We start from the raw sequence: 19,446 nt of genomic DNA, 5'->3' as shown, positions 1-19,446 counted from the left end.
AAACAGGAAAAAGTGATGAATAAGGCGGTAAAATTCTCATTTGTAGGGAGTGTTTTCATTGAGCTTTGATAGAAAGCAAGCCATTTTAGAAGCGGCATCGAAGTCTTTTACTCATTTTGGCTACAAGGCAACGACGATGGATCAAGTAGCGAAGATGGCCAATGTCGGGAAAGGAACGATTTATACCTTTTTTAAAAATAAAGAAGAACTTTTTGATGAAATCACCACTTCTTTACTAACTGAAATGGGAGAAGAAGCAGATAAAGTAATGAATTTATCTGACTCGTTCATTGAAAACGTTCATCGAGTTCTGTATAAAATGCTTGAATATCGAATGAACCATTCATTAACGATAAAAATTTTTCAAGAAAGTAAAGAGTTTGGAACACCTGCTGCTCAAGAAGTAGTACGAAAAGTTGAACAAATGATCGTCCATTATATAAAAGAAAAGATCGAACAAGCGATTGAAAACGGAGAGGTGGAACGGTGTGACCCAGAAATGACGGCATTTGTCATGCTAAAGGTTTACCATGCCCTTATATTTGACTGGGAAGAATATCACGAACCACTTGAAAAAGAAGAAATCGCGAACCTTTTTGAGACCTATTTGTTTAAAGGATTATCTAGACGGTAATCCCTTTTTAATATCTCAATATAGATTAATTTGAAACAGTTGTCAGTGATTGCTGGTAGTTTTTTTCTTGATTATTCCATTTTTATTTCCTATAATCAATTTAGTGAAAGCGGTTTCTGATAGTTTAGGGGGATGTGGAATGGCCACAATTGAAGATGTAGCAAAGTTAGCGGGTTTGTCACGCACGACGGTATCCCGTGTGATTAATAACCATCCGTATGTTTCGGAGAACAAAAAGCAGTTAGTTTTAAATGCGATGGATCAATTAGGATACGTTCCAAATTCATCGGCAAGAAGTTTACGCAGTCAAAAAACTGAAATGATTGCGGTGATCATTCCGAGGGTGATGAACCCGTTTTTCGGTCAGTTAGTGGAATCATTAGAAATTACAGCTTCTGAATATCATTATCAATTGATCGTATGCCAAACGTTATACTCAGCCAAAAAAGAACTAGACTACTTAAATCTATTAAAAACGAAGCAAGTAGATGGTGTTATCTTAACGACTTTATTAAATGACTGGAAGCAAATTGAACCTTTTCTTGACTATGGTCCAATCGTTTTATGCAATGAATATGATGAGAGAGCGAATATTCCAACTGTTCATATGGATCAAGAGTACGGAGGATATTTGGCAACAAGTCACTTGCTTGAAGATGGTCATAAACGAATTGCATACTGTTGCGGGAACGTCAATAGTAATGTGACAAAAGCGAGAGAAAAGGGTTTTAAACGAGCACATCAAGAACGTGGTCTTGAATTCGATCCAAACTTCATGTTTCAAAATGTGTTTACATTTGAAGATGGTAAAAACGTGTTAACAAAGATTGCGGCATTGACTGATAGGCCGACAGCTATTTTTACAGGATCGGACGAAGTAGCAGCAGGTGTGATCTCAGAAGCAAAGAAAATCGGAATGAAGGTACCTGAACATTTAGCAGTTGTCGGATACGATAATCAAGCAATTACGGAATTATTAGAGCCGATGATCACAACCGTTCATCAGCCTGTAAAAGAAATGGCTCATAAAGCAATGCAAGTCATCATGGATAAAATTAAGTACAAAAACTACAAAAAACAAGAAGTTTACAAGCTTCCATTATCTCTTGTTGTTCGAGAATCAACGGTAAGAACATAATAATAAAGAAAAAATCCAGAACGTGTATTTCATGCATTTGTTCTGGATTTTTTTATGATGTAAATTTTATCCCACTCTTAACGGGCAGTAAGACCCCCACCTCAAGATTCTGTAATAAAGCAAAGAAGATAGGTGGGGGGACACTGCCCGTAAAGGTCCGAACATAAAGAACACAGACTAAGAGCGCCACGTCCTGTGGCAACGTCTGTGTAACCCACATCCTGTGGGTCACAAGGGCCTTTAGATCACCCCGTAGGGACTAACATTCAGCGGGGGATGAAAAAAACGAACTGAATGAAGTTTCACTTTATTTAAAAAGAACATAAAAAAACCGAGATCATCTCGGTTTTTTTATATAGAAACGCTTATTTCACATGTAAACATTCGTTACATACATTTCCATAGCACTCATGTTGTTCTTCCATTTCTTTTTCGCAGTTTACACATTTTTTGGGTGGTAAATTTCTAAAAAATTCAGTCATTTTTTCTAACATTTTGTATCCCCTCCGTATCGTTGTTAATCATATTGTATTATAACAGTTTGTTTTTTGTCAATGCTGTTTTGTAACAAAAGGTGATTTCGTGCATTTTTTTACGAAAATGGGTATATTGGTAGTGAGAAGACGAAAAAAGAGGTGATAGTCCTTGAAATTAACGATTATCGGCTATTGGGGAGGATTTCCTGGGAAAGGTGAGGCAACCTCTGGTTATTTACTTGAGAAAGATCAATATTATTTACTGATTGATTGTGGTAGTGCTGTACTATCACAGCTTCAATATTATATTCAACCTGAGCAGTTAAATGCCGTGATTTTATCCCATTACCATCACGACCATGTTGCCGATATTGGTCCACTTCAGTATGCAAGGCTCATTGGCGGCATGTTACAGAAAACGAATGAAGTACTTCCGATTTATGCTCATGCAAATGACCAACAGTTCCAAACATTAACATATAAAGGTGTTTCAGAAGGACGTGCATACAATCCAAATGTACCGCTTGAAATCGGTCCGTTTACGCTAACATTTTTGCAAACCGCTCATCCAGTCGAGTGCTATGCAATGCGGATTACAGATGGAGAGCATACGATTGTTTATACGGCGGATTCAAGCTTTAAAGAGGAGTTCATTCCATTTGCAAATGACGCCGACTTACTACTTTGTGAATGCAATTTGTATGCAGAACAAAACGGTAAACAAGCTGGTCATATGAATAGTCATGATGCGGCTACAATAGCGAAAGTAGCAGCCGTTCGAGAGCTTTGCTTAACCCACTTGCCGCATTTCGGTAATCATGAACAATTAATTAAGGAAGCAAAAACGATTTATGATGGGAAAATAAAGCTGGCAAAGAGCGGTCTTACTTGGGATTTTTAGAGGAGGAAAAAACGTGATTTTTATCGATAACGAAAACATAACAGATCCGCGCATAAACTTAGCGATTGAAGAGTATGCTGTCAAACACTTGGATGTAAATGAAACGTATTTGCTTTTTTATATAAATGAACCATCCATTATCATTGGTAAGAACCAGAACACGGTGGAGGAAATTAATACAGATTATATCGAAAAGAACGGGATTCATGTTGTACGGCGCTTATCAGGCGGTGGGGCTGTTTACCATGATTTAGGTAACTTGAATTTTAGCTTTATTACAAAAGATGATGGAAACAGCTTTCATAACTTCAAGAAGTTCACGGATCCTGTTGTCAAGGCGTTACATAAACTCGGTGTACCAGCGGAATTAAGTGGACGAAATGATATTTTAGTAAACGGTCGGAAAATTTCGGGGAATGCCCAATTTTCAACGAAAGGTCGTATGTTCTCTCATGGAACACTACTGTTTCATTCCGAAATTGAACACGTCGTTTCAGCTTTAAACGTAAAAAAAGATAAAATTGAGTCAAAAGGAATTAAGTCAATCCGCAGCCGTGTCGCGAACATTAGTGAATTTTTACATGAACCGATGACGATGGAGCAGTTTAAGCATTTACTATTAACGTATATTTTTGAAGAAGAAAATGAAATTCCTCGTTACGAGTTAACAGAACGTGATTGGGAGAAAATTAATGAAATTTTAAAACAACGCTATCAAAATTGGGATTGGAACTACGGTAAATCTCCGAAGTTTAACGTACAGCATTCTCACCGTTTTCCTGTCGGACAAGTTGATATACGTCTTGAAGTACAAAAAGGACTCATTAAAAGCTGTAAAATTTATGGAGATTTCTTCGGAGTAGGGGATGTGTCGGATATTGAGCAAACATTAACGGGCATTCGTTATGAGCGAAAGGCGATTGAAGCTGCATTACAAAACGTTGACATTCAACATTATTTTGGAAACATTGAAAGAGAAGAATTTATTCAATTAGTCTACTAAGCTAGATATGGGTGCCATTTGAGCACCTTTTTTTATTTTTTTGAAAATGTCCCCCTTGTTTTTATTTTTTTCGTTAAATATAATAAATTTAGAATATTTTAAACATAAATGAATGGCTATTCATTCATTTATGAAAAAGGGGTGGGAGAATTTGAATTTAGTTGAACGACTAAAAGAAGTAACAGAAATGGATGGGGAGAAGATTGCTTATATTTTCCAAGATCAATCTTACACGTATAAGAAGCTTGAAGAATCCATTAACCGTTTTGCAGATAGTTTAACAAAGCTTGGGGTAAACAAAGGGGACCATATTGCACTACTTCTAGGAAATTCACCACATTTCGTCATTTCTCTGTACGGTGCTTTAAAAGTGGGCGCCACAGTTATTCCGGTCAATCCAACTTATACTTCTAAGGAAATTGGTTACATATTAAACAACGGAGATGTAAAATTAGTCATTACAATAGATAAGCTCTTACCATTATTTGAAACGATGAACGAGCAATTTCCAAAAGTAGTAAACATCGTTTCGTGTCCAACATCGTCTGAGTCAATCGATATCGAAAGCTTTCCTTCATTAAAAGGAAAATTGGAACCGTTTACAAGTTTGGTCGCTAACGGTTCCCCTCACTATGAAGGGCCTACCCTTCAGGAGGATGATGTAGCGGTTATTTTGTATACATCTGGCACAACAGGAAAACCGAAAGGAGCTATGCTCACACATAAAAATGTATTTAGTAATGCAGCAGATGTTGGAGCTTATTTACAAATGAACTATGACGATAAAGTGATTGCTGCTTTACCGATGTTCCACGTTTTTTGTTTAACGGTTGCATTAAATGGGCCATTAATGGCAGGGGCGACGGTTATCATTGTTCCAAAATTTAGTCCTGCTGAAATCTTCCGATTAGTAAAAACATATAAAGCTACTGTTTTTGCCGGTGTGCCGACGATGTACAACTTCTTATTGCAGTACGAAGATGGAGAGCCGAGTGATTTACAATCTCTTAAACTATGCATATCTGGCGGTGCATCGATGCCTGTTGCTTTATTAAATGGATTTGAGAAAAAATTCAATGTTCGCGTTTCGGAAGGGTATGGGTTATCTGAAGCATCCCCGGTTACAACTTTCAATCCGCTTGATCGTCCACGAAAGGCTGGTTCCATTGGGACAAGCATTTTACACGTAGAAAATAAAGTTGTCAATGAGCTGGGCGAAGAAGTCGCTCCTGGTGAAGTTGGGGAATTAACTGTCCGTGGACCGAACGTGATGAAAGGGTATTATAAAATGCCAGAGGAAACAGCACACGCTTTACGTGACGGTTGGCTTTACACTGGTGACTTAGCTAAAAAAGATGAGGAAGGATATTTTTACATTGTCGATCGCAAAAAAGATTTAATTTTAGTCGGCGGCTACAATGTTTATCCACGGGAAGTGGAGGAAGTTCTTTATGATCATCCTGATGTTGTCGAAGCAGCTGTAATCGGAATACCTGATCCAGAATACGGTGAAGCGGTTAAATGCTTTGTTGTCAGCAAAAATAAAGGCTTGACAGAAGATGACTTGCTTCAATATTGCAGTGACAGCTTAGCAAAATATAAGATTCCAAGATCCATCGAATTTTTAGAAGAGTTACCTAAAAATACGACAGGTAAAATTTTAAGACGAGCATTAAAAGATCAATTAGTTAAACAGTAATGTTTTAAGAGTTCCTAGCCGTGTGCAGGGGCTCTTTTTTTGTCTCGTAACAAAAAAGAATTATTGGGAAATAGATTATTTTGCCAATTAACGCGTTAATAAATACACGCTTTTTCCCTTAAATCCAATAAAGGTTTTGTAAATCTTCAGAAAATACTTGAAAATATAAAATTTACGGGTATAATTTTGTTCAAAAGGTAGTACATAAAAGGGGGACCAAGAATGATCAAGAAAAAAGGAATGCTCCTGAGCATTGCCATGTTATTGATGGTTGCTCTAAGCGGTTGCGGTTCTAGTGAAACTTCTGGAGGCGGAGATGAGGAAAATACGAACAAAGAGAAAACGTATAAAGTAGGTGTTACGCAATATGTTGAGCATCCTTCTTTAGATGCGGCATTTGAAGGGTTTCAAAAGGCATTGAAAGACGAAGGGTTAGAGGTTGAATATGACGTGCAAAATGCACAAGCAGATCCATCAAATAACCAAACGATTGCCACTAAACTTGTCGGTGATGGGGTGGATTTAATTTTTGCTAATTCAACGCCAAGTGCTCAAGCAGCTGCGAATGCAACAAAAGATATACCTGTTATCTTCACATCTGTTACAGATCCTGTTGGAGCTAGTCTTGTAACAGATATGGAAAATCCAGACGGTAACGTAACAGGTACAACAGATACGCATCCTGATGCGATACCGAACACGGTTCAATTTATTAGCGACTATGTTGAAGGGAACAAAGTCGGAATGATTTATAACTCTGGTGAGCAAAATTCCATTGCTCAAATAGAGCTAGTTAAAAAGGCGATGGAAGGAACTGATTTAGAAGTAGTAGAAGCTGCTATATCTACGTCTGCTGAAGTAAAGCAAGCAGCTGAATCTTTAGTTGGAAAAGTAGATAGCATTTATATTATTACCGATAATACCGTTGTTTCAGCACTCGAATCTGTGATTTCCGTTTCAGCTGAACATGATATGCCGTTATTTGTAGGTGAACTCGATTCTGTTCGTAGAGGCGGATTCGCAGCATATGGTTTTGAATACTTTGATATTGGCTATGAAGCGGGTGTAATGGCTGCGCAAATTTTAAAAGGGGACAAAGAGCCAGCTGATTTACCCGTTCAATATCCGCAAAATTTAAAACTATTAATCAATGAAACGTCTGCTAAAGATATGAACATCGAAATTCTTGAAGATTGGCAATCAGAAGCTGAATTTGTCGAGAAATAAGAGATGAGACTCTAGCATGAATCTTTTTCAAGACCAACAGTGAGAATAGATATCCCGCTGTTGGTTGCTTACTTTTTTGTCGGAAGGGTGTAAACATGCCAATAGCTATCTTTGGATCATTTGAATCAGGACTTATATATGCCATCATGGCTCTTGGGGTTTATTTGTCATTTCGAATTTTAGATTTCCCGGATTTAACGGTTGATGGGAGCTTTGTTACAGGAGCTGCGGTATGTGCCGTTATGATTGTGAATGGGTATCCTCCCGCTTTAGCAACCATTACGGCTTTATTTGTCGGCTTTTTAGCAGGAACTGTTACAGGTTTACTGCATACGAAAGGGAAAATTAATCCACTTTTATCTGGGATATTAATGATGATTGCCCTTTATTCTATAAACTTGCGCATCATGGGCAGATCCAATGTTCCATTGCTTCAAGAAGAAACGTTATTTACGAATCTATTACATGTATTAGCTCCTATTGATGAAATGTTTAAAAGCTTTATGTCTTTTACACCGAAAACTTGGTCCGTTGTTTTATCGATGTTGATTCTCGTTACTCTTTTAAAATGGATACTTGATTATTTTCTCAAAACAGAAGTTGGTCTTGCATTACGAGCAGTTGGCGATAACGAGCAGATGATTCAAAGCTTTTCTGCGAACACTGATTTGTTGAAAATCATTGGCTTAGGGCTTTCCAATGCCTTAGTTGCTTTATCAGGTGCTTTAATTGCCCAATACAACGGCTTTAGTGATATTGGAATGGGAATTGGAATGATTATTATTGGACTGGCTTCCGTTATCATTGGTGAAGCGCTTATCGGAAGTAAGACTATTTTTCGAGCTACATTAGCGGTTATTATCGGCGCGATCGTTTACCGACTCATTGTGGCGTTCGCATTACGATTTAACTTTTTTGAAACGGGAGACTTAAAATTAATTACCGCATGTATCGTCATATTAGCTTTAACCATTCCGCGTTACATTGATAAAAAAAGAGAGAAAAAGCGAAAAATATTGCGCAGAAGAGAAGTCATGGAGAAAAAGCGGGGTGAGGAAGTTGCTTCAACTAAAGCAAATATATAAAGTTTTTAATGAAGGGTCTCTAGATGAAAAGGTCGCTTTAAATGATTTACATCTGGAAGTTAATAAAGGTGATTTTATAACGGTCATTGGAAGTAATGGAGCAGGAAAATCTACATTATTAAACATTGTGGCTGGAAAGTTGTTTCCTGATGATGGGGAAGTATGGTTAGAAGGGATCGAAATCTCAGCATTACCAGAATATAAACGGGCTCAATATATCGGGCGCGTATTCCAAAACCCTCTTGCTGGAACGTCTCCAACATTAACGATTGAAGAAAATTTAGCCATTGCCTACGGGCGTGTTCATAAGCGCACATTAGTAAAAGGTGTGACATCGAAAAGAAGAAAACAGTTCAAAGAACAGCTATCATTACTCGGGCTTGGACTTGAAAATCGTCTTCATGCAAAAGTGGGGTTATTATCAGGAGGGGAACGTCAAGCGTTATCTTTGTTGATGGCAACCTTTACAAAACCAAAAGTCCTTCTGCTAGATGAGCATACCGCTGCGTTAGATCCAGCACGTGCAGAAGTGATCCTCTCCTTAACGAAAAAATTTATTGAAGAATATCAATTAACAACGATCATGATTACTCATAACATGCAGCAAGCAATCGACCTTGGAAATCGTCTCATCATGATGAACCGAGGTGAAATTATTTTTGAAGCATTAGAGGAAAAGAAAAAAGAACTCACCATTCCATTACTCATGCAAGAATTTGAAAAAATTAACGGATCTGTATCAGACCGAGTATTGTTAGGTTCCTAGAATATTAAACGATTGAAAAAAGAAGCCCCTTGCTAATCTTGTTAGCAGGGGCTTTTATTTGTTGTAATTGGAAAGATAATTTCGACTCTCGTCCAGTGACCTTTTTGACTATAGTATTGAACCGTTCCTCCCATATCACGAATCAATTTGTTCATAATTAACGTGCCTAAACCGGTTCCTTTCGATTTGGTCGTGTAATAAGGAAGTCCGATTCTTTGCAGCTCTTCTTTCGTTAAACCAACGCCATTATCTTCAATATGAATGGCAACTTTTTGATTTGACAGCGTGATCGTTGTGATGGAAATTCTTCCATCTGAAGTTACATGCTTGTTTTCGATCGCTTCAATCGAATTTTTCATTATATTTAGCAAAGCCTGTCTTAACATATTTTTTTCAATATGAATGAAATGCTGCTTAGATAAATTGGCCTCGATCTTGATCTTTTTAAGTTGAGCTGTCGGGTTCATCAGATCAATCGTTTCTTGTAAAATCGTTTCAACAATTACCGTCTCTTTCTCTCCTTTTCCTTGCTTCGTTAAGGATAAGTAGTCTGAAATAAAATCGTTTGTTCGATCAAGTTCATCTAGAATAAGGTTAGAATATTGAGGTAGTTCTTGATGACGATGATCTGAACTTAAGTATTGAATAAACCCACGAACCGTCGTTAATGGGTTTCGAATTTCATGAGCAAAAATGGCTGCCATATGGCTAACAGTTTTTAAGTTTTCTAAATATACAGCTTCATCAAGTCGATCGTTAATCGTAATTAATTTTTCCACCATAAAAATTAAGACAATCATGGTTGATAAAAAAGCAGAAAAGTAAGTTAAATAAAAGGTTAAATGTAAAAATGGAACAAATGATTCCAGAGTAATGATTGCCAAGGCAGTATATAAACTGAAAATAAATAGAGCGATTTTGCATTTGCTTTGAGTTCTTCTGAATGGTTTTTGAAAGACAATGCCTATAAGAAGAGCAATAAAATTAATTATAATGCCGGGTATAATAAATTGTCCCCCAATGAGATATCTCATGATAGAGACAGCGGCAAAGGTAACAAAACCTACCCCAGCTCCTTGATATAGAGTAATGACCACAACGATAACCATGCGTAAATCAAAATTCGTATCCGATAGCACTTCAATCGGAAAAACCATACATAGTATTGCAGCGATTGACCCAATCAATGCATAAACCACTTTTTCCTTCATCGTAGAATGTTTGTTTCGTTTAAAAGGAAAGAAAAGATTCGTGCTAACTGTAAATGATATGATAATCATATAGTTTACAATTAAAGGTTTCAAAATATTAATCAACATGTCAATTCTCCTAAATGGTACAACAAATGCATTGAAACATCCTCAGATTACTCCATAACACATCATATCATAAGTCCTGTTGAGTCGTATAGCTCATATAGTCATTTCCTACTGCTCATGGATAAGTGTATAGTAAAACGCACAAATGTATGTTACAATATACAAAACGATTTCGAGGTGTAAATGATGGAATCAATTCAGCAAAATATTGCAAAAAATTTATCGAAAATTCGAAAAGAAAAAGGGTTAAGCCTTGATAAAACTTCCGAGTTAACGGGGGTAAGTAAAGCGATGTTAGGTCAAATCGAACGGGGGGAATCCAATCCAACTGTTTCGACACTGTGGAAAATCTCAAATGGGCTACATGTGTCATTTTCTTCATTGATGAAAGAAGAAACGAAGAAAGTAAAGATTGTTTCAAAAAATCGTGTTGCACCAGTTATAGATGAGGATGGAAAATATCAAGTGTTTCCTTTATTTCCGTATGAATTCGGAAAGCAATTTGAAGTGTTTTCTGTTACGCTTGATGCTCATTATGCCCATGAAGCTGAAGGGCACCTAAAGGGAGTAGAAGAGTATATTCTTGTACAGAAAGGAACATTAGACTTCTCGGTAAATGGGGAATTGTACAGGTTAACAGAAGGAGAAGCGATTCATTTTCAAGCAGATGAACCACATATTTACCGAAATTCAACAGATGTTATGACGCATTTTACCGTAATTATTTATTATCCAGAATCGTAAAAAAGAGTGGGGGAAGGAAGAGTGATTTCGACATCGGCCGTAACAAAACAGAAATCAGAATTTTTTTCAGGTATTCAAGCTGGTTTAACGATTGCGATTGGATATTTTCCTGTTGCGTTAACATTTGGACTGTTGGCGGAGCAGACAGGCTTAACCTTGATGGAAACGGTAATGATGAGCATGTTTGTCTTTGCTGGTGCTGCCCAGTATATTTCTCTTAGCTTTATTGCTGCAGGAGTCGGAGCGGCAGAAATTATTTTAACGACTTTTATTGTGAATATTCGACATTTTTTAATGTCTGCTTCTTTAAATGAAAAGATGGAAAAAGATTCACTTTGGAAACGAATGCTCTATAGCTTCGGGATCACAGATGAAACGTTTTCGGTTGCTTCGGTAAAACAAGGAACGGTTTCAACCTCGTATATGTTTGGGCTCATCTTCATTTCCTATGCAAGCTGGGTCATTCATTCAGGGGTCGGTCACGTTGTTGGTGTCAACTTACCTGTTGTGCTTCAAGAGAGTATGGCCATTGCTCTTTATGCATTGTTTATTGGGCTTCTCGTTCCTTCTATGAAAAGACATCGGAAAGTGTTACTATTAGCTACCTTTGCTGCTGTCATGAATTCATTATTTGTTTTAATGGAATGGTTGTCTGCTGGATGGTCTATCGTTGTTGGAACTTTGTCAGCCTCGATATTTGTCGAGTGGATTTGGACAAAATGGAAGCTTGAGGTGAAAGAAGATGAATAAGGAAATCATGCTCATTCTCATCGGAATGGCGATTGTGACGTACGTTCCACGAATGCTCCCGCTTGTTATGTTTCAAAATATGAACTTGCCGCCTTTTTGGCAAAACGTTTTGAAAAATGTACCGTACGCAACGCTAGGGGCTCTCATTATTCCCGCCGTATTTTTCATTCAAGAAGATGTTATATTTGGAGTCATCGGTGCCGTAACAGCGTTTGTTGTTGCTTATATAGGTGCAAATGCGATCATTGTAGTTATGTCATCGATCGCTGTTTTATGTCTTTATAGTGTATTTTTTTAGTCAATTTAAACTCGCTAAACGGAAGACAGGGGTTTTTCTCCTGTTTTTTATTTTTTAAAAATGCTTGTTCTAATTTGACAAGCTTTTAACTAAACTGATAAAGAGAGAGTTTGACTACACGAAGGGGGCTTACCATGAGAAAGTGGCTCACGGCATCCGTAATTCTTTATTTTTTATACGGTTTGTTTATTTATTGGTATTTATTTTATGTTACAAATAATTCGATTCCTTCTGGATATGAAGGAACAGCTGTAGATCCAAAAACATTTATGAATGGGAGAGAGTTAGTTCTTTCACAAGACTATTCGAGGATTAAAAATTTGCTATTTTTTATCGGAATTCCTCTCGAATGGTTCCTTTTCTTTGTCATATTGAGCGTTGGGGTATCAAAAAAGTTTCAAGAGTGGGCACAAACCGCGTCAAAGATTTCCGTCATCCAAACAGCTCTTTATTTTTTCTGGCTATCCTTATTCGTCACGGTTTTAACACTACCTTTGGAATGGATCGGATATAAAATTTCAACAGATTACCAAATTACAACCCAGCCACTATCTGGATGGATTCGTGATTCAATCATCGATTTTTTCGTTAATTATGCTTTAATGTTGCTCATTGTCGTCGTTTTATATTGGTTGATTCGGAAGTTTGAAAAACGCTGGTGGCTCTATGCTTGGCTATTATCAGTCCCGTTTTCTCTCTTTATGATGTTTATTCAACCAGTTGTTATTGACCCATTATACAATGATTTTTATCCGCTTAAAGATAAGGAACTTGAAGCAAAAATTTTAGCGATTGCAGATGAAGCGAATATACCTGCAGAACATGTGTATGAAGTCAACATGTCGATGAAAACGAATGCGTTAAACGCTTATGTAACTGGAATTGGTTCTAATTCTCGTATCGTGCTTTGGGATACGACGTTACAAAAGCTAGAGGAAGATGAAATTTTGTTCATTATGGCACATGAAATGGGTCATTACGTGATGAAGCATATTTATTATGGCATAGGCGCCTATTTACTCCTTTCCTTTTTTGGACTGTACTTGACGAGTCGCCTCATGCGCTTTGTTTGTGGCAAATGGAAAGAGCAGCTGAAGATTACGAGCATCCGCGACATTTCTTCGCTTCCGCTGTTTTTAATGATAATCGGTATGCTGTCGTTTGCCGTAAGTCCATTTTCCAACATGATGTCACGGGTGCAAGAGAAAAAGGCCGATTTGTATGCAATTGAAATGACGGAAAATGCTGATGCTGCAGTGAGAACGTTTCAAGATTTATCAAAGCACGGACTAAGTGAAGTAAATCCACCAAGGCTCGTTAAAATATTCCGATATGGACACCCAACTTTAATGGAGCGGATTCTTTATATACAAGAGGAAGATGAACAATAAAAAGCGGATATTTTTGGGAGGGACAGCGAAAGGCTGTTCTTTTTTATTGTTTCAGAAAGTTTAAATTCACTAATGACTTACCCCCTCGAGGTCAAATAACCTTCATCCAATAAAGGCAAAGAGCGACTTGATTGAATGAAGAACATTTTGGTCCGATGGTGAGCAAGGCGCCCTTCGCTTTTCTCGTCTTTCTAGATTCATTCTCATTAACGAAAACTTATAAACATCGATAAGAAAATGTGTAGGATAAATTTTCTAAAAAGTATTTCAATTTCTAACACTCTGTTATATATTAATATCAAAGATTAATAATCTGTATTATAACAACAGATAGGAAGGTGTGATAAAAGTAATGGACATGAAGACGACATCAAGTATTCAAGTAATTGGTCCGATTAAGTCTCCTGCGTACAACGAGATCCTCACAAAAGACGCACTTCAATTTCTAGAAAAGCTTGAACAGAAGTTTGGAGAGCGACGCAAAGAGTTATTAAAGAAAAGGGAAGAAAGGCAAGAGCGTTTAAACAAGGGAGAAAAACCTTCTTTTTTAGATGAAACAAAGCACGTTCGAGAAAGCGATTGGACCATTGCTCCAATACCAGAAGATTTAAAAGACAGACGAGTAGAGATAACCGGTCCAGTTGATCGGAAAATGGTGATTAACGCACTCAACTCAGGGGCTAAAATGTTTATGGCGTGTTTTGAAGATGCAACATCACCGACCTGGGACAATTTAATAGAAGGGCAAATTAACTTACGAGATGCAGTCAATCAAACGATTGCGTTTGAAAATGAAAACGGTAAAACATACAAACTGAAAGAAGGAACAGCTACATTAATTGTTCGCCCACGCGGCTTACATTTAGAAGAAAAACATATTCTTGTAGATGGTAAAAGAATGTCTGGTAGTTTAATGGATTTTGGTTTGTTTTTCTATCATAACGCAAAAACACTAATCGATAATGGCACCGGTCCTTATTTTTACTTACCAAAACTAGAAAGTCATCTAGAAGCCCGCTTTTGGAACGATGTATTTTGCTTTGCTCAAGATGAATTAGGTATCGATAGAGGAACCATAAAAGCGACCGTTCTGATCGAAACCATTTTAGCTGCGTTTGAAATGGATGAAATATTGTATGAGCTAAAGGAACACTCTGCAGGGTTAAACTGTGGTAGATGGGATTATATTTTTAGCTATTTGAAAAAAATGCGCCATCACGAAGATGTGATTTTACCAGATCGTTCCCAAGTTACGATGACGGTTCCATTTATGAGAGCGTATTCTTTACTCGCGATCAAAACATGTCACCGTAGAGAAGCACCTGCTATTGGCGGGATGGCTGCTCAAATTCCGGTTAAAAACGATCCGGAAAAAAATGAAGCTGCTTTTGAAAAAGTGCGTCAAGATAAAGAACGTGAAGCGCGTGATGGTCATGACGGGACATGGGTTGCCCACCCTGGACTTGTACCTGTGGCTAAAGAGATGTTTGATCAATACATGAAAGGAAAAAATCAAATAGACCGTAAGCTAGATGATATGGAGATTACGGCGGAGCAGTTGCTCGAGGTACCGAATGGCACAATTACCGAACAAGGACTTCGAACAAATATTGATGTTGGGATTCGCTACATCGCATCATGGCTGTCTGGACGTGGAGCTGCACCGATTCACAACTTAATGGAGGATGCAGCAACCGCTGAAATATCAAGAGCCCAAGTTTGGCAGTGGATTCGCCATCCAAAAGGAATGTTAGAAGACGGTCGTAACGTAACGGTTGAATTATATGAACAATTAAAGGAAGAAGAACTACAGAAAATCAAATTGGAATTAGGGGAAGAAGCATTTAAAAAGGGGAAATTTGAAGAAGCGACTATTCTTTTTGATAAACTTGTTCGCTCAGAACAATTTACAGAGTTTTTAACGCTTCCTGGATATGAACAATTAGCTTAACGACAATTTTGGGGTAAGGGAGTTAGAGTGTGGTGTTCAAAAAAGCAAAGAATTTTGCCAGCGATTACGTTATGAACAGCCACTTCAATTTTTATAGATTTCATTAGAAAACAAAGGGGAGATTATAAATGACAATGAATGAAAGAGTAAAGAAATTACAAGAAAGCTGGGAAATGGATGAAAGATGGAAAGGGGTTACACGTCCATACTCGGCAGAAGAGGTTATTAAATTAAGAGGGTCCATCGACATTGAATATACGCTAGCAAAGCGTGGGGCTGAAAAGTTTTGGAATTACATGCAAACAGAAGATTTTATTAACGCATTAGGTGCATTAACTGGAAATCAAGCGGTACAGCAAGTAAAAGCAGGATTAAAAGCCATTTATTTAAGCGGATGGCAAGTAGCGGCTGATGCAAACTTAGCTGGCCAAATGTATCCAGACCAAAGCTTATATCCAGCTAACAGTGTTCCACATGTTGTAAAACGGATTAATCAAGCGTTGCAACGGGCTGATCAAATTCATCATGCAGAAGGGCGAGATGACATTGACTTCTTCGCACCAATTGTTGCGGATGCTGAAGCTGGGTTCGGTGGACAGTTAAACGTGTTTGAGTTGATGAAGGGAATGATTGAATCGGGTGCGGCTGCTGTTCACTTTGAAGACCAATTATCGTCAGAGAAAAAATGTGGTCACTTAGGCGGTAAAGTATTACTTCCGACCCAAACAGCCATCCGTAATTTAATTTCCGCTCGACTCGCAGCAGATGTTATGGGGGTACCAACAATTATTATTGCCCGTACGGATGCGGACGCAGCTGATTTAATTACAAGCGATATTGATGAGCGTGATCAACCGTTTATTACAGGTGAGCGTACACCAGAAGGATTCTACCGTACACGTGCAGGTCTTGATCAAGCGATTGCTAGAGGATTAGCGTATGCTCCGTATGCGGATTTAATTTGGTGTGAAACATCTGAACCAAATATTGAGCAGGCACGTCGTTTCGCAGAAGCGATTCATGAAAAATATCCAGGAAAGCTATTAGCGTATAACTGTTCACCATCCTTTAACTGGAAGAAAAAGCTTGACGACCAAACGATCGCAAGCTTCCAAAAAGAAATCGCAAAATTCGGTTATAAGTTCCAGTTTGTCACACTAGCAGGCTTCCACGCACTCAATTACAGCATGTTTGAACTTGCTAGAAAATATAAAGACGAAGGCATGGCAGCATACTCTGAGCTTCAGCAAGCTGAATTTGATCGTGAACAGTACGGGTATACAGCAACACGTCATCAACGTGAAGTCGGTACAGGTTATTTCGATGAAGTCGCGCAAGTCATTACGGGTGGAACGTCTTCAACAACCGCGCTTAAAGGTTCCACAGAAGCCGAACAATTTACAAGCACAAAATAGGGTGATGGGAAAAAGACGCACATTTGGGAGCCAATCCGATAAAAGGATTGGCTCTTTCTTATAGGAACATCTTTTGCTGTACATTCATGATGACAGAGGGAAGCCAATCCACCAAAGGGATTGGCTACGATTTATGCAAACCTTACAAACTGTGCATATTCTTCAGAAAGCTTAAGAAACCGTTCTTTGTCTAATTGATCTAACGCTTCATTCACCTTCTCTTCTAGCTGAAGCTTTTTGTAATTGAACACCGCCTCGTCAAACACCATTTGAATATAAACATCTAACATAAAGTCCTGCGAACTACCCTTTGATGACCGTGCCTTCATCATCTCTGTATAAGACTTGCGCTCCTTCATGGAACATCACCCCTGATGCCTTTTTTTTATTATATGGTGATTAGCTTAAAAAATCAACAAATTTTTATAATTTTTAGAAAATTTAATTAATTGAATCGCAAGCTTTTATTTTTTATTAAGGAAGTATGAATGCTTTGTAAATAATGTCAATTTTTGATTTCAATACGTTTAACATATAGAAAAATACATAAGAAGATGGTAAATTGTGTATAGATTGTTTGAAGGAGAGTTGTGTATATGAACACGAACTGGAATGATGCACAAATATTGGACAATTATATCATTAATGCTCAAACAATGGCGATTCTTCCCCACTTTGACTCTAATCAGCCAGTAGCCAAAATTATTGAATTTCAAAAAGTCGTGTATGTTAACACTCGCACTACCCAAGTTATTGACAAAAGTTGCCGTTATTATGGCGCTAGCTTTCAAGGGAGAAAGACCGGGACGAAGGAGCTTATCGGTATCACTCATAAACCGCCTATTGTCATTGATCCAGCAAATACGATTTATTTCTTCCCGACAAATTCTCCAGCCAAACCCCAATGTGCATGGCTTTCACATGCTCACATTTCCGGTTTTAAAAAGGAAGCACATGACCAAACGATTGTTACGTTTCATAATAATGAGTCAATCAAGCTAGATATTTCATTTACATCTTTTCGTAACCAATTTTATCGAACAGCACAACTTCGTACGGTTGTTTCATCAAGAATGGAAGAAGAGAAACGAAAAATGGATTTCTTATTGTTTCCAGACGGGTCCAAAGCATTATTATATGAACAAATTGTACGAGAGCTCCGCAAAGGAATGAAAGAGTGTTAACCAGTTTTTTGATGTTTTTTCGTAAGGAATATAGGTAGCGGGATTCGTAACCATTGTTCTACTTTGAGGAGAGATGTATGCACAATTTAAAGCGAGCCATTTGTATGCATAAATTTTCGCAATAAGGGGAGCTGTCCGAAAAGGGCAAATCTCTTGAAATATGATGTAATAGGGGCAACCATAGTCGGAAAATCGACTTGTCGGACAGCCCCTTAAGCTTCTTCTTTTGGCTTCTTCGCTTCAAATAAATAATGCTCTAACAGCTCGGATACTTTGTTGCGAATTCTTGGATTGAAGTAGTTGTGTTGTTCTTCGTACCCTTTATAGAAAAAACTATATAAGGTAAAGGCTTCGTCTTGTTTTCGCCGAAGGACTTTGATGTTTAATTTCCGCAATTCACGTTTTGCATGAGCTAAGTCTTTTTGAGCAAGCTTTATCGCTTCTTCGATGATGTGTACGTATGGTTGTTTGAGCTTGAATGGACTTTTCTCTACGATGTTTAAATCTCGGTTTAAAACGGTAATGGTCATTGGCAAATAAATCGACTGTTCAATGACATCACGAATCGTCTCTGGAATTCGATTCATTAGTAATACCCTCACTTCTTAGAACGTTTGTTCGTATTTTATTTTACTTGATTCATTTCTTTTTTTCAAGTATGGAAAAGCTATTTTGTAAAATTTACCATCACTAAAGTGTGAAAATATTGAACAAGTTGTTTATGTTTGTGTGAGGGTGGGCAAGGCGCTTGTGCTTTTCTATTTTAAACTTCTCATAAAAGGTGTACAATAAATATAGAAGCTGTTACGATTTGAGGAGCTATTGTACTAATGGATTTTATAAATTTTTTAAATTCTATCGATTTAGAAGATATTGAAAAATTGTTTGTTGAATATCGGGCATTAGGTCCGTTAACAGGCATTATTTTACCGATGCTTGAAGCCTTTTTACCGTTTCTTCCGTTATTTTTATTTGTGTTTGCAAACGCCAATTCATTTGGACTTTGGCTTGGATCATTACTATCTTGGATTGGAACGGTCGTTGGCTCGATTGGTGTTTTTTTGCTTATACGGAAGTTTGGGCAGGAACGCTTCTTCCGCTTTTTAAGTAAGCATGAAAAAATTCGTAAAATGATGCATTGGGTTGAAAAGCATGGATTTGGCCCACTATTTATTATGCTTTGTTTTCCGTTTACACCATCATCGGCCATCAATGTAGTCGCTGGTTTATCAAGAATAAACATTTGGCAATTTGTCCTTGCTGTCATTACAGGAAAAGCTGTTATGATTTTTACAGTTAGCTATATCGGGCATGATTTGCGGGCACTTGTGGAACAGCCGATTCGAACAGTCGTTGTTACCATTATTGTCGGGGTGCTTTGGTTCATTGGAAGGAAAATTGAAGCACGGTTAAATGTCTCACTCATTGAAAAAAGCAAAAAAAAGAAAAAAAGCAGGTGAGTCCT

At 37.7% G+C, this 19,446-nt stretch carries 20 protein-coding genes; 16 read left to right on the top strand and 4 right to left on the bottom strand.

Features of this window, described 5'->3' with window-relative positions; genetic code table 11:
* Positions 1–58: 58 nt before the first annotated feature.
* Entirely contained in the window at positions 59–634 is a 576-nt protein-coding gene (locus tag MLD65_RS08490) for a TetR/AcrR family transcriptional regulator (protein ID WP_243291444.1), read from the top strand.
* Between the two features lie 139 nt (positions 635–773).
* Positions 774–1,772, top strand: coding sequence for a LacI family DNA-binding transcriptional regulator (locus MLD65_RS08485; RefSeq protein ID WP_243291443.1), 999 nt, complete (start codon positions 774–776; stop codon positions 1,770–1,772).
* Between the two features lie 365 nt (positions 1,773–2,137).
* Here the strand turns inward: MLD65_RS08485 and yhfH are convergent, their stop codons facing one another.
* Positions 2,138–2,266 carry a protein YhfH gene (gene yhfH / locus MLD65_RS08480; RefSeq protein ID WP_243291442.1) on the bottom strand — a complete coding sequence of 43 codons (129 nt, stop codon included), beginning with the start codon at positions 2,264–2,266 and terminating at the stop codon, positions 2,138–2,140.
* 151 nt (positions 2,267–2,417) lie between these two features.
* Here yhfH and MLD65_RS08475 point away from each other — a divergent pair, with 151 nt between their 5' ends.
* From MLD65_RS08475 to MLD65_RS08450, 6 genes are all read left to right on the top strand, one after another.
* Positions 2,418–3,149, top strand: a complete 732-nt coding sequence (locus MLD65_RS08475) for an MBL fold metallo-hydrolase (RefSeq protein ID WP_243291441.1) — start codon at positions 2,418–2,420, stop codon at positions 3,147–3,149.
* Positions 3,150–3,162: 13 nt separating this feature from the next.
* Positions 3,163–4,152, top strand: a complete 990-nt coding sequence (lplA, locus tag MLD65_RS08470) for a lipoate--protein ligase (protein WP_243291440.1) — start codon at positions 3,163–3,165, stop codon at positions 4,150–4,152.
* 151 nt (positions 4,153–4,303) lie between these two features.
* The gene (locus MLD65_RS08465) at positions 4,304–5,851 is read left to right on the top strand and encodes a fatty acid--CoA ligase family protein (protein WP_243291439.1); all 1,548 of its coding nucleotides are present in this window, start codon (positions 4,304–4,306) and stop codon (positions 5,849–5,851) included.
* A 222-nt stretch (positions 5,852–6,073) separates the two neighbouring features.
* The gene (locus MLD65_RS08460; protein WP_481748506.1) at positions 6,074–7,078 is read left to right on the top strand and encodes an ABC transporter substrate-binding protein; all 1,005 of its coding nucleotides are present in this window, start codon (positions 6,074–6,076) and stop codon (positions 7,076–7,078) included.
* Positions 7,079–7,173: 95 nt separating this feature from the next.
* Positions 7,174–8,163: an ABC transporter permease gene (locus tag MLD65_RS08455; protein WP_243291438.1), complete on the top strand. Its 990-nt coding sequence runs from the start codon at positions 7,174–7,176 to the stop codon at positions 8,161–8,163.
* Positions 8,138–8,929: an ABC transporter ATP-binding protein gene (locus MLD65_RS08450; RefSeq protein WP_243291531.1), complete on the top strand. Its 792-nt coding sequence runs from the start codon at positions 8,138–8,140 to the stop codon at positions 8,927–8,929. The genes MLD65_RS08455 and MLD65_RS08450 overlap by 26 nt, the downstream gene beginning before the upstream one ends.
* Before the next feature lie 41 nt (positions 8,930–8,970).
* Here MLD65_RS08450 and MLD65_RS08445 read toward each other — a convergent pair whose 3' ends face one another.
* Positions 8,971–10,248 (bottom strand): ATP-binding protein, encoded by a 1,278-nt coding sequence (locus MLD65_RS08445; RefSeq protein WP_243291437.1) that lies wholly within the window; start codon positions 10,246–10,248, stop codon positions 8,971–8,973.
* A 186-nt stretch (positions 10,249–10,434) separates the two neighbouring features.
* On the opposite strand from MLD65_RS08445, the gene MLD65_RS08440 reads away from it, so the two are divergent.
* The 6 genes from MLD65_RS08440 to aceA all read left to right on the top strand — a co-directional run bounded on the left by MLD65_RS08440 (position 10,435) and on the right by aceA (position 16,797).
* Positions 10,435–10,992 (top strand): helix-turn-helix domain-containing protein, encoded by a 558-nt coding sequence (locus MLD65_RS08440; RefSeq protein ID WP_243291530.1) that lies wholly within the window; start codon positions 10,435–10,437, stop codon positions 10,990–10,992.
* Positions 10,993–11,016: 24 nt separating this feature from the next.
* A complete protein-coding gene (locus tag MLD65_RS08435) occupies positions 11,017–11,742 on the top strand; it encodes an AzlC family ABC transporter permease (RefSeq protein WP_243291529.1) in 726 nt (241 codons plus the stop codon).
* Complete coding sequence (locus tag MLD65_RS08430) at positions 11,735–12,040, top strand: AzlD domain-containing protein (protein ID WP_243291436.1); 306 nt, start codon at positions 11,735–11,737, stop codon at positions 12,038–12,040. The genes MLD65_RS08435 and MLD65_RS08430 overlap by 8 nt, the downstream gene beginning before the upstream one ends.
* 134 nt (positions 12,041–12,174) lie before the next feature.
* Complete coding sequence (locus tag MLD65_RS08425; RefSeq protein WP_243291435.1) at positions 12,175–13,431, top strand: M48 family metallopeptidase; 1,257 nt, start codon at positions 12,175–12,177, stop codon at positions 13,429–13,431.
* Positions 13,432–13,789: 358 nt separating this feature from the next.
* On the top strand, positions 13,790–15,382 hold the full coding sequence (gene aceB, locus MLD65_RS08420) for a malate synthase A (RefSeq protein ID WP_243291528.1): 1,593 nt from the start codon (positions 13,790–13,792) through the stop codon (positions 15,380–15,382).
* 128 nt (positions 15,383–15,510) lie between these two features.
* Positions 15,511–16,797: an isocitrate lyase gene (gene aceA / locus MLD65_RS08415; RefSeq protein WP_243291434.1), complete on the top strand. Its 1,287-nt coding sequence runs from the start codon at positions 15,511–15,513 to the stop codon at positions 16,795–16,797.
* Between the two features lie 131 nt (positions 16,798–16,928).
* Here the strand turns inward: aceA and MLD65_RS08410 are convergent, their stop codons facing one another.
* Positions 16,929–17,156: an IDEAL domain-containing protein gene (locus tag MLD65_RS08410; RefSeq protein WP_243291433.1), complete on the bottom strand. Its 228-nt coding sequence runs from the start codon at positions 17,154–17,156 to the stop codon at positions 16,929–16,931.
* A gap of 237 nt (positions 17,157–17,393) precedes the next feature.
* On the opposite strand from MLD65_RS08410, the gene MLD65_RS08405 reads away from it, so the two are divergent.
* Positions 17,394–17,981, top strand: a complete 588-nt coding sequence (locus MLD65_RS08405; protein ID WP_243291432.1) for a competence protein ComK — start codon at positions 17,394–17,396, stop codon at positions 17,979–17,981.
* A gap of 212 nt (positions 17,982–18,193) precedes the next feature.
* Here the strand turns inward: MLD65_RS08405 and MLD65_RS08400 are convergent, their stop codons facing one another.
* Positions 18,194–18,568 (bottom strand): YhjD family protein, encoded by a 375-nt coding sequence (locus MLD65_RS08400; RefSeq protein WP_243291431.1) that lies wholly within the window; start codon positions 18,566–18,568, stop codon positions 18,194–18,196.
* 243 nt (positions 18,569–18,811) lie between these two features.
* Here MLD65_RS08400 and MLD65_RS08395 point away from each other — a divergent pair, with 243 nt between their 5' ends.
* The gene (locus tag MLD65_RS08395) at positions 18,812–19,441 is read left to right on the top strand and encodes a TVP38/TMEM64 family protein (RefSeq protein WP_243291430.1); all 630 of its coding nucleotides are present in this window, start codon (positions 18,812–18,814) and stop codon (positions 19,439–19,441) included.
* The last annotated feature ends 5 nt before the right edge of the window (positions 19,442–19,446 follow it).

Source organism: Bacillus sp. FJAT-47783 (assembly GCF_022808615.1).
In the GTDB taxonomy this organism is placed as follows: domain Bacteria; phylum Bacillota; class Bacilli; order Bacillales; family Aeribacillaceae; genus Bacillus_BZ.
This window is presented reverse-complemented; position numbering and strand designations above follow the sequence as displayed.

Bases quoted from the DNA above. Each gene is read 5' to 3' on its own strand.
- MLD65_RS08485 (WP_243291443.1), top strand. From the start codon at position 774: ATGGCCACAATTGAAGATGTAGCAAAGTTAGCGGGTTTGTCACGCACG.
- yhfH (WP_243291442.1), bottom strand. From the start codon at position 2,266: ATGTTAGAAAAAATGACTGAATTTTTTAGAAATTTACCACCCAAAAAA.
- MLD65_RS08460 (WP_481748506.1), top strand. From the start codon at position 6,074: ATGATCAAGAAAAAAGGAATGCTCCTGAGCATTGCCATGTTATTGATG.
- MLD65_RS08455 (WP_243291438.1), top strand. From the start codon at position 7,174: ATGCCAATAGCTATCTTTGGATCATTTGAATCAGGACTTATATATGCC.
- MLD65_RS08445 (WP_243291437.1), bottom strand. From the start codon at position 10,248: ATGTTGATTAATATTTTGAAACCTTTAATTGTAAACTATATGATTATC.
- MLD65_RS08440 (WP_243291530.1), top strand. From the start codon at position 10,435: ATGGAATCAATTCAGCAAAATATTGCAAAAAATTTATCGAAAATTCGA.
- MLD65_RS08430 (WP_243291436.1), top strand. From the start codon at position 11,735: ATGAATAAGGAAATCATGCTCATTCTCATCGGAATGGCGATTGTGACG.
- MLD65_RS08425 (WP_243291435.1), top strand. From the start codon at position 12,175: ATGAGAAAGTGGCTCACGGCATCCGTAATTCTTTATTTTTTATACGGT.
- aceB (WP_243291528.1), top strand. From the start codon at position 13,790: ATGAAGACGACATCAAGTATTCAAGTAATTGGTCCGATTAAGTCTCCT.
- aceA (WP_243291434.1), top strand. From the start codon at position 15,511: ATGACAATGAATGAAAGAGTAAAGAAATTACAAGAAAGCTGGGAAATG.
- MLD65_RS08410 (WP_243291433.1), bottom strand. From the start codon at position 17,156: ATGAAGGAGCGCAAGTCTTATACAGAGATGATGAAGGCACGGTCATCA.
- MLD65_RS08405 (WP_243291432.1), top strand. From the start codon at position 17,394: ATGAACACGAACTGGAATGATGCACAAATATTGGACAATTATATCATT.
- MLD65_RS08400 (WP_243291431.1), bottom strand. From the start codon at position 18,568: ATGAATCGAATTCCAGAGACGATTCGTGATGTCATTGAACAGTCGATT.
- MLD65_RS08395 (WP_243291430.1), top strand. From the start codon at position 18,812: ATGGATTTTATAAATTTTTTAAATTCTATCGATTTAGAAGATATTGAA.